Here is a 14907-nt window from a genome sequence, read left to right as displayed (position 1 = left end):
TTCTTGCAATAAGACCAAATGCTTCTTGTCTTGAGAAGCGAGCTCAAAAGGGGAAAATCGAAAATGTCCATTGTTACAATCGCTCGAGGTTCTTACAGCCGTGGCAAAGAGGTGGCTGAAAGGTTGGCAAAAAAATTAGGATACGAATGCATCTCTCGGGAGATTCTGCTTGAGGCGTCGAAGGAATTTAATATCCCAGAGATCAAGCTTGTCAGAGCGCTTCACGATTCCCCTAAAATCTTTGCGTCCGACGGCGCGTCGCACTATGTGAAGTACTACCGTTCAGCCATTTTACGCCATGCCCGCAACGACAATATGGTTTATCATGGACTGGCCGGACATTTTTTTCTCAAAGACATCCCCCATGTTCTAAAAATCAGAATCAACGCCGATATGGAGACGAGGGTGCAAGAGGAGATGGCCCGAGAAAACATCTCTGCTCAAGAGGCTCTGCGCATCCTGAAGAATGATGATGAAGAACGCCGGAAGTGGAGTATACAAGTGTACGGCACCGACACCTGGGACAGCCGTCTTTATGACATGGTCATTAACATCAGCACGCTCACGATTGACGACACGGTTGACGTCATTGCCTATATTTTGCAAAAAACAACGTTCCAGTCGACGTTCGAATCAAGAAAACTGGTTGCGGACATGGCAATGGCGGCAAAACAACAGGCAGACATCATGAAAGCAATGGGCACAACACTGTTCTGATATGCGCCATCCTGAACACCACCGCATTCATCGTTCCGGCTGGCTGCGAGCAGCGGTCTTGGGCGCGAACGACGGCATCGTTTCAACCGCCAGTCTGATTATTGGCGTCGCGGCAGCTGATGCATCCCGAGAGAGCATTCTTTTAGCGGGCACGGCTGGCTTGGTGGCCGGAGCGCTGTCGATGGCCGCCGGCGAGTATGTTTCAGTGAAATCCCAAGAGGACACGGAGCGTGCTGATCTGCAGATGGAGTCCGACGCGCTCGAGAATGATCGAGAAGAGGAAGAGAAGGAGCTGGCGGCTATCTATCGCGATCGTGGCCTGGATGAGCATCTTGCGCAAGAGGTGGCGCGCCAATTGATGCAACATGACGCGCTTGCGGCCCATGCGCGTGATGAGATCGGGATCACCACCGAATTGAGCGCGCAGCCCCTGCAGGCGGCTTTTTGGTCAGCCGGCGCATTTTCTCTGGGCGCGGCAATTCCGCTCGCAACCGCAACGCTTGCTCCTGCTTCTTCACTGCTGTGGGTTGTCCCACTTCTGGCGATTGGCTTGCTAGGGGCGCTCGGCGCGGTCGCCGCTGCAACCGGGGGCGCTTCACTCTCTCGTGGCGCTGTGCGTGTATGTTTTTGGGGTACGGCGGCCATGGGGATAACTGCTGCAGTCGGCAAGCTGTTTGGCATTGCGGGATGAGTCAGCCCTGCAGACCGATTCAGTTGCAGGAGGCAAACCTTTGCCGTATCTTTCTCGCGGGAATCCCCCCTGCCCTGCCATCGGCGGTTGTCCCCTTCAGTCACGCTATACAATGTCAGGCCAACATCTCTCTTTTTACCATTTTTTTAACTTAACCGAGGAGTTATCGATGAGCAAAACCCTTGTGCAAATGACAGCGGAAATCATCCAGTCGCAGATCAGCAGCAAACAGATGAGCACCGATGAAATCAAAGCCGCCCTGAACGAAACCTTCCAGGCGCTCAAATCACTGCAGGACGCTGAAGCAAGCGGGGTTATAGAGCCTGGCGCAGAGGCAACCGCGCCGACTGTTGATCCTAAGAAATCCATCCAGAAGAATAAGGTGGTCTGCTTGGAATGCGGGCAAGAGTTCAAGATGCTGTCTCCGAAGCACCTGAGGTCGCATGGCTTTGATGCCAAGGAATACCGCAAAAAATATGGTTTTTCCGCCCGGCAGCCACTGTGTGCGAAAGCGCTTTCCGAGAAACGGTCCGCCTCTGGGAAGGAACGCGGCATTCCGGCCAACCTGCAAAAAGCCATAGTCGCCCGGACCAAGAAAAAACCTGTTGCAGATGAATAACAATAGAGGGATTTCAACAAGAATGAAGAAAAACGTCACACGAAAAGAATTGGCCCTCTCGGTCACGGAAAAGTTGGGCGTTGCCCAGCGGAACGCAGCGGAAATCGTCGACACCGTTTTTGCGACCTTGAAAAACACCTTGGTCCAAGGCGAATCAATCAAGCTGGTCCAATTTGGCAGCTTGAATGTTCGGGATAAATCCCCGCGCCGGGGCCGCAACCCGCAAACCGGCCAGTCTCTGACCATTGCCAAGCGACAGATGATCAGTTTCCGTCCGAGCAGACAGTTGCGCGAAAGGTTGAACGACAATCTTTAAGCGCTGAAAAGGGCGGCAACCGGTAGCAAATTCACGGGATATTGAAGCGATTTTCTGTAATTCCATTTCTATTTCAACCGTGAAGCACGCCGATTTGTCTTTTCGACGAACACCGCGAGGAGAAATCTCGTTATGGCGCGAGATTTCTCACTTCGTTCGATATGACAGACCTTCGTCGGCGATGTTTTGCGCTGTGCATCATGCTTCGCTTGATTTGGAAATGGAATACCTCATCACCTCAACCTCTCAAATCAACGATTATGAAAATAGTAGGCATTTGCGGCAGTCCACGCCTTAAGGGCAATTCAGCTCAACTTCTCGATTCTGTTCTGACTCAAGCAGCAGGACAGGGCGCACAGATTGTGAAACACCATCTCAACAGTCTGTCTATCAGGGGGTGCCAAGCCTGTTATAGCTGCCGCTTGAAAGGCAACGAAGGCAAATGCGCTCTAAAGGATGACATGAACCCCATTCTTGACGATGTGCTCACGTCAAACGCTGTGGTTCTCGCCTCTCCCGTGTACATGTGGCAGGTGACCGCTCAAGCGAAACTGTTTACTGATCGCCTGATGCCGGTGCTCAAGCCGGATTACTCCTCCTGGCTCACTGGGCAAAAACTCCTCTCCATTTATACCCAAGGACAGCCGGACATTTCCAAATTTGCGCCGTATTTCGAGCATGTTAACCAAATGTTCGCCTTCCTGGGCTTCCGAACCTTGGCCCCCCTGGTTTTTGGTGGACTACGGAATATTGACGACATTCAAAAGCATCCAGCAGCATTCGAGCAGGTCCAGCAGGCTGTTAACGGCTTGCTGGCTGAATGAGACGATTCTTTTTGAAGAGTAGGTCGCAATTGGAATAAGTGTGCCACGAGGCTTCTGGTTCGCAACTGCAATCAAGACACTCACGCGAACCACTAACCCCCTGTGTTGCAAATGTAGCGATGGTGTCGAGCCGGCACACGCGGCTAACCCCCTGCCTTATGAAATCGCCCGAGCCGAGCGGGTTATTCTCGTCGCTTTCTGATAACACTCGCCAACCCGGCAAGGCCTATCCCGAAAAGGAGCATGGTTGTTGCTTCTGGGACAGGAGTCGTTTGAAAATTTGCTTTCAGATATATGGAAGCGTCGTCATTGCCAGACCAAATCCATTGCGCCAATTCATCGATACCTTGGATCTTGCCGAGGCTCACACTTGTCCAAATATTATTTCCTCCATTGTTGCCATAGGAGGTAACCGAAGCCCATTCCAATCCATCCAATGAATATTCCCATTGGGAAACAGCGGCAGAGTACAACGGGCCGCCCGCAATATCCCCTGTGAGTTCGGCTAGGAATGCAGCAGGATCCCCGCCACCGATGGAGTTGCTAGGCGTTGAGTAACCAGCATTATGCATTTGCCATATAAACGAATAGTTATGGCTAGCCAGAAGATTCGCCAGGATGAGCGAGTCTGACTTGGTCCAATCGCCGGAATGCTCACCTACACCCAAGGATGACGTTACGCCGCCATCAACAAGATAAAAATTATCGACCACGTTGTCGCCGGTATAAGTCACCGCCACAGACAGCGCATTCGCCGCGCTGTTTCCACCCAACAGAAACAATCCACTGGTCAATCCCACGAGTATTTTTCGTCGCATATCCCTCTCCGATTATGTTTGCGCCATGACGCATTTCCTTGAAATCAACAAAGACTCTCCGGTCAGTGGTCATTGCAAAAATGGGGGCCTTGTCTCAAAGAAAAACAACCTGCATTCAAGCAGCTGAATTTGTACGTTTTTTTATTAAACTTGAGTCTGATGCAATCAAACAGGAGTAAACGTCATTTTCTGAATAGGCGTGCGGGAAATCCGAAATTCTTATGTGTAATTCAATCACCTCTCGCAACGGTTGTCGACGACAAGCAAAGCAGCACCGCTGGTGGATTTACCCATGTGGAATTAGATGGTTATGTATTGCCCTGGTGCAGAAAAAGAAGACGCAAGTTAAGAGCGTTTAATCTGTTCTGAGGAGGTGTTCACATGCAAAACAGTACGCAGAAAATTCACAGACGAATTCAAGGAAGGGGCCGTCAAGCTGGTCACGGAACAAGGATACAAGATTTTTGGGTTCCTCAGTAGAATCTGCGGGTAGACTTATGGCTGGACAGATCACCAAGTCCATGATACAAGGCGATTTTCTATTTATGATGGAAAACAGCTTTGCAATTCTTCCATTGAATTCTGTATTTTTTTGTTGCTTGACTGTTGAGATTGCTTGATCCTCCTGGCATTAGCCATTTGTTCTTATCATGAAATCTTGAGGCTCCTTGTATTCTACTTGTTAGTTTTGGGGATTGTTTTGGCTCTGTTGGGCTTTTGTTAGGGAATATTTAAGAAACAGTTACTTGTCCCTTCACCTATTTATGAAAAATGACCGGAGGCGTTTATGCTCTTTGATCAGGAAACTGTTACAAAGGTAGTGAAAATTTTACACGAAGAAATTGTACCGGCACAGGGCTGTACAGAGCCTATTGCAATTGCTCTAGTAGCAGCTAAAGCAAGAGAGGTGCTTGGCGAGATTCCCGAGCATGTTAAAATGTTTGTTTCGGGAAATATAATCAAAAATGTAAAAAGCGTGGTCGTGCCCAACAGCGGCGGGATGGTCGGCATGGAGACTGCGGCTGCCATGGGCATTGTGGCGGGTGACTGTAAAAAAGATTTGATGGTTATCAGTGATATAACCGATGAGGATATGGTTGCAGTACGAAAATACCTAGATAAATCCTCTTTTGAAATGATTCACGAAAAGACACCTATCAAACTATATGTACGTATTGAGGTCTCTGCGGGAGAAAAAAGCGCGTTGGTTGAGGTGCAGTATCTGCATACCAATCTGACCAAAGTAGTCAAAAATGGACAGGTGCTTCTTGATCGCGGTTTTAGTCCCGAGAGCTTTAATACCACACAGGAAGACCGCTCTGTCTTGTCGGTAAGTCTTATTTACGATCTGGCCAAAACCATTGATCTTGGTCTGATACGCCCCCTGTTCGAGCAGGTCATCTCCTTGAACTGCATCATTGCGGATGAAGGACTTCAAAATACGTACGGGGTGAACATCGGAAGCAGTATTGTCAAAAATATTGACCAGGGAATTTACGGTGACGACCTGCGCAACCGCTGTGCAAGCTATGCCGCAGCTGGAAGTGACGCGCGAATGAGCGGCTGCCCCCTGCCGGTCATGACCACCAGCGGAAGCGGCAATCAGGGCATGACAGCTTCCCTTCCTGTGATCAAATTTGCAATACTTAAAGGGTATTCCAGGGATGAACTCATAAGAGCCCTTTTTCTATCGCACCTCTGTACTGTGCACATCAAAACACAAGTAGGGCGTTTGTCTGCCTATTGCGGAGCCATGTGCGCGGCAGCCGGAGTCAGCGGGGCCATAACATTTCTGATTGGGAAAGACATGGCCACTGTAGCTCACGCTATAGTCAATACACTTGGCAATATTTCCGGTATAATCTGTGATGGAGCCAAGCCTTCATGTGCCATGAAAATCGCCACCGGAATCTATGCCGCTTTTGACTCGGCTACTCTGGCTGCCTATCACAAGGATCTGCATGGAGGCGAAGGCATTGTGGGCAATGACGTGGAGGCCACGATCCGCAATATCGGCGAACTTGCCAGTGCGGGAATGGAGCAGACCGATGAAGTGATTCTAAAGATTATGACGACAGAGTAAGGGCATGAAATTGAAAACACCAGAAATGAAGATGAGTTCCCAAGACTGGGGATGGGTAGCTATCAATATAGGCATGGGCATTGGGGCTGGAATTGTATTCCTTCCGATTCAGGCCGGAATTGTCGGCTTATGGACTTTTCTGTTGGCAATAATTGTAGCTTATCCAGCCCTGTATCAATTTCAAAGGCTTTTTATCAATACCCTTGTCGAGTCAAAGCAGTCAACAGACTATCCCGCAACCATAAGTGAATATCTGGGGACTAAGTGGGGGACGGGACTTGGGCTGATTTATTTTGTGATGCTTGTGATCTGGCTTTTTGTGTACAGTGAAACAGTTACCAATGACAGCGCTTCCTATATTCATACGGCTGGTATGACTGAAGGGCTTTTGTCGACCAACGTATTTTACGGCCTATTTGTAGTAACATTGCTTGTTTTTCTTGCATTTGTAAGCAAAACTTTACTTTTTAATCTTTCGAAGTTGCTTGTAATTGTCATCCTCTCTTCTCTGGTTGTACTTTCAGTAATAATTATACCTTACTGGGATGTTGATAATATAAAGGAGATAATTTCCGTTCGGAAAATGATTCTCCAGGCGGTCATAACCCTGCCTTTTGCCATGACCTCGATTCTTTTCCTGCAGTCCCTCAGCCCAATGGTCATTTATGTCCGCTCCGAGCATCAGGACATAGCCATTGCCCGTCGCAAGACTGTGCAGATAATGAACTGGTCTTTCGGCATTCTGGGAACTATTGTTTTTTTCTTTGCCTTTTCCTGCACCATGTCCATTACTTCCCAGGAGGCCTATATGGCACTTGCTGCCAACACTTCCTTTCTGGCAATAATGGTCAAAAATGTACCAGGGGCAATCGTTCCGGCTATGGGAGTGATTATTGATATATGCGCGGTAGTAACCTCTTTTTTCGCGGTTCTGCTGGGCATGCACGAAGCCTGCGTCGGACTGTATATGAATCTTGCGGCCAAGGATAAGCCCAGAGAAAACATCAATATGAAAAGGCTGTCAGCCGGGGTTATTGCCTTTATCATCCTTCTCGGCTGGGGCGCCACAGTCGTTGATTTTCCCATTCTTTATTTTACAAGTATCTGCAGCCCGATTTTTGCCGTTATCGGCTGTTTTATCCCTGTCGTTCTCATTTACAGGGTAGACAGCCTAGCCAGATACCGAGGTCTTCAGGCGTGGATGGTTGTTGTTACAGGTGCGCTGCTGGTGATATCCCCTTTCCTGGCCTTAATTGACAAGTAGGATTTTTGGTTTACCTACCCAAATGATAGAAGAGGATCTAGCCCTATCCAGTGACATTGTTACCTGCGAAGATGCAGCGCTCCCCGGACTTCGAATCGAGCTGTTAACTCTTGAGCGCAATATTCAAGAGCTCGCTAATGCCAAGGCGGAATACCTCAGCATGATTCATACATTCAACGAAGAGTGCAACCGAAGGCTCGGTGAACTTATCAAAAAACTCGTGAAACTTCGGGAGGAACGCTTGTTTATGTTTGAGCCTAAATCACCCGACAGTTCCAATGATGATGCTTATGAAAAATTAACGAACGCCTCAGAATCGTTTGGAAAGCAGCATGACGAGATCTTCAGTCAGCCAATTGCAGAATTAAAAGCAAGGGACAGGGCGGAAATAAGGAAAAATTATCGCCTAGCAGGTCGTTTGTGTCATCCGGACACTGTTGGTGAAGGCAAGAAAAAGAAAGCTGAGGAGATTTTTAAAACACTTAGCACCGCATATGCGAAAGGCGACCAAGAGGCCGTAAAAAAGATTCTGGAAGCCTTGCAGAACGGGGAATGTCTTGCTAGTAATTTTGAGGTTATGAATGACAAAGCGCTGCTCAAAAAAAAGATAGATAGCTTGAAGACTGAAAAAGTGCACATTGAAAATGAACTGGAAAGAATAGAAAAAGATAAAATTTTCCAGCTGTTAAGTCACATTAACGATTGGGATGAATATTTTGAGCGCAAAAAAGAAGAATTGGAATCTCAAATTCATCTTTTGCTCATCCGGTCAGCCATTGGTGACCCAGAACGAATCTCTTTTTATTGAGCAGTGTTGAAAAACGAAAAATTAGCAACTTGAACATTCTGGCGCGACATTGTCGCCATGTTTGTAAAAACAATAGGTTGCGAGGCAATGTCGACGAAATACGTACACCACCAGAAATCGACCGGAACCAATAATCAGGAGAAGGTTTATGGCCGGTGTCCTCGACATCCATACCCACGCCTTTCCAAATGGCAGAACAGCTCTGTTCGCTATGAGTACGCCTTGGTGATCTGCCTATCCCCCGTAACTCGAGGCGTGAATTCAAAAAACTCGCAGGAGGAAAACCATGCTAAATCTTAAGTCAATTTCAGTTGCTATCGGAGTTTTTTCCCTCATCTTGGGCGGTTCGACGAACGCTCAGTGCCAACTTTCGCTGGAACAGGCACAGGCTGAATGCCGCAGCATCGCTGGGCAACAAACTGGTTACGCCCCCAACGCCGCAACCACTTCAGTGCAATCAGAGAAGGGTGGTCGAGCGCGCGGTGCGGCAACTGGCGCCATGGCAGGTGCAGCGAGCCACTTCTATCTGCACTTATACAAAATTAACAAAGGAGAAGGGCTATGCGTTCTAAAATTTTCGTATTTGCAACCGTTATGACATTCTTATGGTCAGCATCGACGTTTGCTGTCGCACAAACGCAAGAAAAGAGTACTGATACAGAGCTCCAAAAATTTCAAGGCACCTGGGTTATGATTTCAGGGGAGATGGACGGGAAAAAGGTGCCTGAAGAACATGTCAAACAGAACAAAATCACCGTCGTCGGGAATAAAGTCGAACTCTTCAGTCCTCATCAACATAAAGAAGTGATCGTTGCTTCTATCACGAAACTGGATGTGACTAAGAATCCCAAGGAAATGCATTGGGTTCGCGTCAATGGACCCTATGCAGGGAAGACTGTTATTTCAATCTATGAATTTGAGGGTCCAGATCAATACAAGGTAAGCTTCGATCCTGCAGCACTGACTGTGCCTAAAAAGTTTGGCACAGAAACGGGATCGGGACATATTTGGCACAATTGGAAGCGGTTAAAATAACAAACACGAACAAATGAGCTGTACCTGTCAACGAGATCCAAGCGGAAAGCGTGATTCGGCCCATGTGCCGCCTTCACAAGGAGTCAAACCATGAATGCTCGCGACATTAAAATTCGTGGCCAGAATTTTTCTTTCGTTACACTCGCGCTGAGTGCAGTGATACTGTTTGGTTGCGCGACGACAATTCTTGCTCATCCTCCAGACGTCATTCGAGCATCAACATTGCCCGATTTGAGCGGACTGGCTTGGGTTAAGGATGACCTCTTTATCGGCGTCCATGATGCCAAACGCAATTCGGAGAAAAAATACTGGCCCCGGGTCAGCCTTGTGCATCTTCCTAAATCGGAGCTCGAGGGAGTCACCTGGCAGTCTCTGGATTTAGAGTTTCCTGGACCTGATGGGCCCAGCAGCGATTTGGAAAGCGTTAGCCGTATCCCGGGCGGTAGGGGATTTTTGTTTGCTGAAAGCGGGCAGGAAGGTGAAGGGGCTCGACGGATCTTCTTCGCTGTGTACACTAACGATACGCTGAAGATCGAGTCTCAGGTTCCTTGGCCTGTGCCCGTCGAGAATGTCGAGGCCACCGAGGTTTGCCAAGTTGGCCAGCAATTGGTGTATCTGTACGCGGAACGTGCGGAGGGCCTTGCGGCAACGAAAATCAAATGGGCCACGCTTTCATTGCATCCGCTGGAATTCGGCCCATTCAAGGAAGTTACTTATGAAGGAGTCGATCCCGTCGGGAAGGGTGCTCGACCCATTGTAGCTTTGGCGGTTGATACCGATGGTTTTATTTACAGCGCATCTGCCTATGATCCGGGAAACGATGACGGTCCGTTCCGAAGCGTAGCTTGGCGGATTGGAAAAATGATTGCTGATAAAAATGGCAATCCACTGGTTCAATTGGGTGAGAGCAAGAGGCTGGCGACCTTGGATGGATTGAAAGTAGAGAGCATCACTGTGCGCGAATCAGAGAAGAGTGGCAAGCAAGTATTCGTAGGAACAGACGATGAGCACTATGGTGGAATAATTCGCCTGCTTCCAAGTGTACCTTGAAGCAGCAAGACCTCGATGGATGCCCCTAACACCTATTAATCAGTTCATAAATTAGCGAACATTTGATCGTTTTAAAACGCATGTAATTATAGGTAGTTATTCACTAGTTTTATGTTCGGCAATCAATAAACTGGTTAATAACTCCACTCCCACTCGGCAATTCATGTAATGTTGCCGATAGATTTTCTTTATCAATAACTCTCTTCCATTTGCCGGAGGACCTCTTCGGGGGTAATATCGCGTCGTGGAAGAAAGTGCGCAAGCAACGAGGCTATGTCGGCACAACTGAACAACGAGTGCGACTCCTTCTATTCTCTTCCGGTTTTCGGCAGAAAGAGCATGGACATCATCACCATGCCTATATGATGATGCTAGGCCAGCCAGCCTCGGGCCTGGTAATGATCCATACCGGCTGTTGCTCCGCCTTACATTTTGCTACCCAGTCAAGAAAGCTTTTTTTCACACCCTCCAAACACAGGAGCACTTGCCCATGAATCGCGCCACCTGCACCCGTCCATTCTTCAAGAAAATCCTGAAGTGCCTTTGGCCGCTTTTGCTTGTTGCCGGGTTTGCCGCCTCCAGCTTTGCGGCTGAACAGCAGGGACCGTTGAAAGTCGGGATGGAGCTTGCCTACCCCCCGTTTGAGATGACCGACACCACCGGCCAACCGGCAGGCGTCAGTGTCGATCTAGCCAAGGCGCTTGGCATAAGCCTGGGCAGGGAGATCAAGATAGAGAACATGAGTTTTGACGGCCTCATCCCCGCCCTCAAAACCGGCAAGATCGACATCATCCTTTCCTCAATGACCGCTACACCAGAACGGGCACAGTCAATCGACTTTTCCAAGCCCTATCTGCAAACCGGGCTCTGTTTACTGGTGCGCAAAGATTCTGCGGTGCAAACCATTGCTGATCTTGACCAGGCCGGCATGACGGTTGCCGTGAAGAAAGGAACGACCGGGCACAACTATGCCAGCAAAGAATTGAAAAAGACCAAGGTCCTGGTCCTTGACAAGGAGGCGGCGGCCCTGCTTGAGGTCGTCCAGGGCAAGGCCGATGCCTTCATTTACGACCAGATGTCCACCTACAGCAACTGGAAGCGCAACCCGCAGACCACCCGCGCCATCCTCCAACCCTTTCAGCAGGAATCATGGGCCATTGGTATCCGCAAAGACAACACCGCCCTCAAGGAGGAGATCAATATTTTTCTCAAGGATTATCGGGCCAAGGGCGGCTTTGAAAAGCTCGGCGACACCTGGCTTCTGGAGCAGAAACAGGAATTCAAGCGCCTCGGCTATCCGTTTTTCCTGTAACCGCCCAGGAAAAAAATGGGCAGGTTGACAACCTTGTGGCGGATGCCGGACAATGACGCGCCGTCGCTGATCTCCCGGCTTATGGCCTTTGTCTTGGTCCTCCTCCTGCTCTCGGCTCTCTTCTTTTTTTCCTTCAGCCAGTTACAGTATGGGTGGAACTGGACTGCGGTCTGGCAGTATCGGCAAAAATTTCTGCACGGGTGGATGACCACTCTGCTGATTTCAGTCGCGGCGCTTAGCCTCAGCCTGCTGATCAGCGTCTTTTTCGCCCTCGCACGCCGCTCCCGCCTGTTGCCGTTGCGCTATCTGGCCATCCTCTATATCGAAGGGGTGCGCGGCACCCCGCTTCTGGTGCAGATTCTGGTCTTTTTCTACGTGGTGGCGGATGCCTTTGGCATCAATAATCGCTATGTGGTCGGCATTCTGACCCTGGCCTTCTTCGCCGGGGCCTATCTGAGCGAGATTATTCGGGCGGGCATCGAGAGCATCGGCGAATCCCAATTAGAATCAGCGCGCGCCATTGGCCTGACGACCTTTCAGACCTACCGTTTTGTCATCCTCCCCCAGGTGGTGCGGCGGATTCTGCCCCCCCTGGCCGGTCAATTCGCCTCGCTGGTCAAGGACTCCTCGCTGCTTTCGATCATTGCCGTCAGCGAATTCACCCTCAACGCCCAGGAGGTCAACGCCTTTACCTTCAGCACCCTGGAAAGCTACCTGCCGCTGGCCGTGGGGTATCTTCTGTTGACCCTCCCCATTTCCCTGTTCAGCCGCCACCTGGAACAGAAATTTCGCTATGCAACTTAGCCTCGCTCATCTCAGCAAATCCTATAATGGCCACCGAGTGCTGGACGATATCTCCATTGAACTGCCTGATGTCCACGCCCTCGTCATCATTGGCCCATCGGGAGGCGGAAAGACAACCCTGCTGCGCACGATTGCCGGCCTGGAACGACCTGATTCCGGGCAAATATGCATCAACGGCAAGCCGCTGCTTTTTGATGAAGCAAGCCTACTTATCCATCGTCGCAGCATCGGCACGGTCTTCCAGGCCTTCAATCTCTTTCCGCACCTGAGTGCGCTTGACAATATCATCCTGCCGCTTGAGCAGGCGCAAGGATATGAGCACAAGCAGGCCCTTGCAACGGCCCAGGCCATCCTGAAACGCTTTCAATTGACGGCCCATGCCGACAAGAAACCGGCCCAGTTATCCGGCGGCCAGCAACAACGGGTGGCCATTGCCCGCGCCATCGCCATCAAACCACGATTTTTGCTCTTCGACGAACCCACTTCGGCCCTCGACCCGGAGATAACTTCAGAGGTGCTTGATATTATCAGCGAACTACAAGATGAGGGCCGCGATCTCCTGCTGATAACCCATCACATGGGATTTGCCCGTACAGCGGCAGATCACTGTCTCTTTGTAGCAGAGGGAAAAATCAGAGAAAGCGGCAGTGTCGATCGCCTGTTTAATCAGCCGGAAAGCGTTCAGCTCCAGCAGTTTTTGGGAAGAATAACGCGCTATGATTAGTTCTACTTTGTCACATTACCCGTCCATGGCCCGTTGCCCCATTCAGCCTGCACCACTTTGTTCATGCTTGTATCGGAATTCTGGACCGAGGCCCGCAATCAGCACCGAGATGGCAAAAGGCAGCTCACCGTGCGCCGCTTTAACTGGTCCATCTCCTGTTCACCTTGATTGGGATAGCGTTAACTACTCGTCAAGACATCGATTCTTCCTGTGGGGGGCGACTTCTGACTGCTGCCTGCGTCAATAATTATACCACTCAAGAGGCACTGAGTATGCAATGCGCGATGGATCATATAGTTTTAAATATGGAAGATGACGAAAAAATGATTGCCTTCTCTGCAATATACCGGGACTGCCCGAAGTGACAAGGAAATCGTAAAAAATGAAATCTGAAGTGAAACACCTGGAAGATGAGCAACTCGCAAACGGTGTTGTGATACGGTTCTATGATGAATCCCGCAGGGTGGCTGGTGATCGCTGGCAGGTTACAGTGCGCTACGATGCAGTGGTCTCGGTCCCGGAAACCTTTTGGAGCCTAGTGAGTGGAGAGTCGGAACTGATTGAGGAGATTCGCGCCGTCTTAGGGACAGAGATTGTCCTTACCAATGTCAATGAGCGGAATTTTATTTCAGCGGAGGAAAAGGAGGTGTTAATTGCCGAAATAATCAGCCGGACCCGAAAAAATATCTTCGGCTATCTCGCTGCTCCTGATTTTCCCGAATGTTATTTCAAACGTCGTTTTAAGGAAGCACGCGAGGAAATTGAGCGGAAAAAGAGAGAGGCGCGGGTTCCAGATAATGAAGATATTGAAGAGCCCGTTGATTTTTCCCATCTTTTTTCAGATGTGAAAAAGAGCGAATAATGTAAATCGAGTCAGGGGCATATTAATTGATTCGTACCAAGCAATCCATCGGCTGAATTGCTGATTTTATGGTTATAGTCACCAAATGAGTCTTCATCATAGTCTGAATGGATGACGCCTCCTTTATACAAGGGGAGATAAATATATATTTGAGGTCTCGTATGAATTCGTATCACTTTATTTTTGAAGTTGAACCGCAGCTTGAAAATCCTTTGATTGCCCACGTTTCTAGGGCAGCGGTTCATATCTGGGTGTTATCAACCGATATACAGGAAGCAAGAGATACCGCAATTCGTTTTCTTTCGTCCGACCGTTGGGAGGTAACCGAGGAAAAGGATGCTTATTTAGCGACTCAAGAGCAGGTAGATGGACTGGGAGCTGATGAATCGTCGAGTTATCAAACAGCTCAATCAGAAGGAATCCACGCGACGTTTTACTACTGGCACAGGTCTGAGTGATTTTCGAACAATCCGATACGCCGGTCCTGCAGAAGTTGGCGTTCTTTTCATAGGTTGCTCAGTGATCGCAGGAAGTTAGCCCCCACGTTGGCAAAGATATCTCCCGGCATTGAAAAAAGTTGATTATCCAAATCAAGCACTGAAGATTCTTCCGGCTCTTCGACGAATCAAGTGGATTTGAGTAAATTCTGTATCGGTGCGGCCAGCAGGTAGATGATGCTGATGAAGGGGTCGTCGTTTCTATATCCCCTGGCCCTGCATTTGGCCGCCTGGAAGATACCGTTGAGCGCTTCGATTCGGGCGTTGTTGTGCCCCGAGATCCAACGGGCGCAAATGGCCTCGCGGTGTTTTTCGACTGTTCGCAGGGCCTTGCGGACTGGTTTGAGCAGATCAATGTCGGCGGTCAGTGATCGGGCGACATTGAGAAACGTGGTCAACCGCCATTTGGCGCCTCTGACGGTAGGCGCTTGGCGCACCCAGCGGAGCATTTCCTTGATTCGCCACGCCTTGGAGGTCTGCAGA

The 14907-nt window shown here is 49.5% G+C and carries 18 protein-coding genes; 16 read left to right on the top strand and 2 right to left on the bottom strand.

The window, feature by feature from the left end:
* Positions 1-63: 63 nt before the first annotated feature.
* The 5 genes from RCH93_RS00810 (at position 64) to RCH93_RS00790 (ending at position 3167) form a co-directional block, all read left to right on the top strand.
* Positions 64-717 carry an AAA family ATPase gene (locus RCH93_RS00810; RefSeq protein ID WP_306546152.1) on the top strand — a complete coding sequence of 218 codons (654 nt, stop codon included), beginning with the start codon at positions 64-66 and terminating at the stop codon, positions 715-717.
* A gap of 1 nt (position 718) precedes the next feature.
* The gene (locus tag RCH93_RS00805) at positions 719-1408 is read left to right on the top strand and encodes a VIT family protein (protein WP_306546151.1); all 690 of its coding nucleotides are present in this window, start codon (positions 719-721) and stop codon (positions 1406-1408) included.
* A gap of 40 nt (positions 1409-1448) precedes the next feature.
* Positions 1449-2027, top strand: a complete 579-nt coding sequence (locus tag RCH93_RS00800; RefSeq protein ID WP_306546149.1) for a MucR family transcriptional regulator — start codon at positions 1449-1451, stop codon at positions 2025-2027.
* Positions 2028-2049: 22 nt separating this feature from the next.
* Complete coding sequence (locus tag RCH93_RS00795) at positions 2050-2343, top strand: integration host factor subunit alpha (protein WP_306546147.1); 294 nt, start codon at positions 2050-2052, stop codon at positions 2341-2343.
* A 260-nt stretch (positions 2344-2603) separates the two neighbouring features.
* Complete coding sequence (locus tag RCH93_RS00790; protein WP_306546146.1) at positions 2604-3167, top strand: flavodoxin family protein; 564 nt, start codon at positions 2604-2606, stop codon at positions 3165-3167.
* A gap of 182 nt (positions 3168-3349) precedes the next feature.
* On the opposite strand, the gene RCH93_RS00785 is transcribed toward RCH93_RS00790, so the two are convergent.
* Entirely contained in the window at positions 3350-3985 is a 636-nt protein-coding gene (locus RCH93_RS00785) for a PEP-CTERM sorting domain-containing protein (RefSeq protein ID WP_306546144.1), read from the bottom strand.
* A 787-nt stretch (positions 3986-4772) separates the two neighbouring features.
* Here RCH93_RS00785 and RCH93_RS00780 point away from each other — a divergent pair.
* From RCH93_RS00780 to RCH93_RS00730, 11 genes are all read left to right on the top strand, one after another.
* Positions 4773-6068, top strand: coding sequence for a serine dehydratase subunit alpha family protein (locus RCH93_RS00780; protein WP_306546142.1), 1296 nt, complete (start codon positions 4773-4775; stop codon positions 6066-6068).
* 4 nt (positions 6069-6072) lie between these two features.
* Entirely contained in the window at positions 6073-7332 is a 1260-nt protein-coding gene (locus RCH93_RS00775) for a hypothetical protein (protein ID WP_306546140.1), read from the top strand.
* Between the two features lie 22 nt (positions 7333-7354).
* Positions 7355-8140 carry a J domain-containing protein gene (locus RCH93_RS00770; protein WP_306546138.1) on the top strand — a complete coding sequence of 262 codons (786 nt, stop codon included), beginning with the start codon at positions 7355-7357 and terminating at the stop codon, positions 8138-8140.
* 286 nt (positions 8141-8426) lie between these two features.
* Positions 8427-8738, top strand: a complete 312-nt coding sequence (locus RCH93_RS00765) for a hypothetical protein (protein WP_306546137.1) — start codon at positions 8427-8429, stop codon at positions 8736-8738.
* Complete coding sequence (locus RCH93_RS00760; RefSeq protein WP_306546135.1) at positions 8702-9175, top strand: TIGR03067 domain-containing protein; 474 nt, start codon at positions 8702-8704, stop codon at positions 9173-9175. Before RCH93_RS00765 ends, RCH93_RS00760 begins: the two co-directional genes overlap by 37 nt.
* Before the next feature lie 90 nt (positions 9176-9265).
* Complete coding sequence (locus RCH93_RS00755; protein ID WP_306546133.1) at positions 9266-10225, top strand: hypothetical protein; 960 nt, start codon at positions 9266-9268, stop codon at positions 10223-10225.
* 490 nt (positions 10226-10715) lie between these two features.
* Positions 10716-11537 (top strand): transporter substrate-binding domain-containing protein, encoded by an 822-nt coding sequence (locus tag RCH93_RS00750; protein WP_306546131.1) that lies wholly within the window; start codon positions 10716-10718, stop codon positions 11535-11537.
* 15 nt (positions 11538-11552) lie between these two features.
* Complete coding sequence (locus RCH93_RS00745; RefSeq protein ID WP_306546129.1) at positions 11553-12341, top strand: amino acid ABC transporter permease; 789 nt, start codon at positions 11553-11555, stop codon at positions 12339-12341.
* The gene (locus tag RCH93_RS00740; protein ID WP_373693237.1) at positions 12331-13065 is read left to right on the top strand and encodes an amino acid ABC transporter ATP-binding protein; all 735 of its coding nucleotides are present in this window, start codon (positions 12331-12333) and stop codon (positions 13063-13065) included. Before RCH93_RS00745 ends, RCH93_RS00740 begins: the two co-directional genes overlap by 11 nt.
* Positions 13066-13447: 382 nt before the next feature.
* A complete protein-coding gene (locus RCH93_RS00735; RefSeq protein ID WP_306546125.1) occupies positions 13448-13927 on the top strand; it encodes a hypothetical protein in 480 nt (159 codons plus the stop codon).
* Between the two features lie 161 nt (positions 13928-14088).
* On the top strand, positions 14089-14385 hold the full coding sequence (locus RCH93_RS00730; protein ID WP_306546123.1) for a hypothetical protein: 297 nt from the start codon (positions 14089-14091) through the stop codon (positions 14383-14385).
* 167 nt (positions 14386-14552) lie between these two features.
* Here the strand turns inward: RCH93_RS00730 and RCH93_RS00725 are convergent.
* On the bottom strand, positions 14553-14907 hold a 355-nt coding region (locus tag RCH93_RS00725; protein WP_306546121.1), incomplete at its 5' end, for a transposase.

Source organism: Desulfobulbus sp. (assembly GCF_030824455.1).
GTDB lineage: Bacteria > Desulfobacterota > Desulfobulbia > Desulfobulbales > Desulfobulbaceae > Desulfobulbus.
Note: the sequence above shows the minus strand (reverse complement) of the source record. Positions and strands in the feature narration are given on the sequence as shown.

Coding starts and splice junctions, on each gene's coding strand:
- RCH93_RS00810 (WP_306546152.1), top strand. CDS start 64: ATGTCCATTGTTACAATCGCTCGAGGTTCTTACAGCCGTGGCAAAGAG.
- RCH93_RS00805 (WP_306546151.1), top strand. CDS start 719: ATGCGCCATCCTGAACACCACCGCATTCATCGTTCCGGCTGGCTGCGA.
- RCH93_RS00795 (WP_306546147.1), top strand. CDS start 2,050: ATGAAGAAAAACGTCACACGAAAAGAATTGGCCCTCTCGGTCACGGAA.
- RCH93_RS00790 (WP_306546146.1), top strand. CDS start 2,604: ATGAAAATAGTAGGCATTTGCGGCAGTCCACGCCTTAAGGGCAATTCA.
- RCH93_RS00785 (WP_306546144.1), bottom strand. CDS start 3,985: ATGCGACGAAAAATACTCGTGGGATTGACCAGTGGATTGTTTCTGTTG.
- RCH93_RS00780 (WP_306546142.1), top strand. CDS start 4,773: ATGCTCTTTGATCAGGAAACTGTTACAAAGGTAGTGAAAATTTTACAC.
- RCH93_RS00775 (WP_306546140.1), top strand. CDS start 6,073: ATGAAATTGAAAACACCAGAAATGAAGATGAGTTCCCAAGACTGGGGA.
- RCH93_RS00770 (WP_306546138.1), top strand. CDS start 7,355: ATGATAGAAGAGGATCTAGCCCTATCCAGTGACATTGTTACCTGCGAA.
- RCH93_RS00765 (WP_306546137.1), top strand. CDS start 8,427: ATGCTAAATCTTAAGTCAATTTCAGTTGCTATCGGAGTTTTTTCCCTC.
- RCH93_RS00760 (WP_306546135.1), top strand. CDS start 8,702: ATGCGTTCTAAAATTTTCGTATTTGCAACCGTTATGACATTCTTATGG.
- RCH93_RS00755 (WP_306546133.1), top strand. CDS start 9,266: ATGAATGCTCGCGACATTAAAATTCGTGGCCAGAATTTTTCTTTCGTT.
- RCH93_RS00750 (WP_306546131.1), top strand. CDS start 10,716: ATGAATCGCGCCACCTGCACCCGTCCATTCTTCAAGAAAATCCTGAAG.
- RCH93_RS00745 (WP_306546129.1), top strand. CDS start 11,553: ATGGGCAGGTTGACAACCTTGTGGCGGATGCCGGACAATGACGCGCCG.
- RCH93_RS00740 (WP_373693237.1), top strand. CDS start 12,331: ATGCAACTTAGCCTCGCTCATCTCAGCAAATCCTATAATGGCCACCGA.
- RCH93_RS00735 (WP_306546125.1), top strand. CDS start 13,448: ATGAAATCTGAAGTGAAACACCTGGAAGATGAGCAACTCGCAAACGGT.
- RCH93_RS00730 (WP_306546123.1), top strand. CDS start 14,089: ATGAATTCGTATCACTTTATTTTTGAAGTTGAACCGCAGCTTGAAAAT.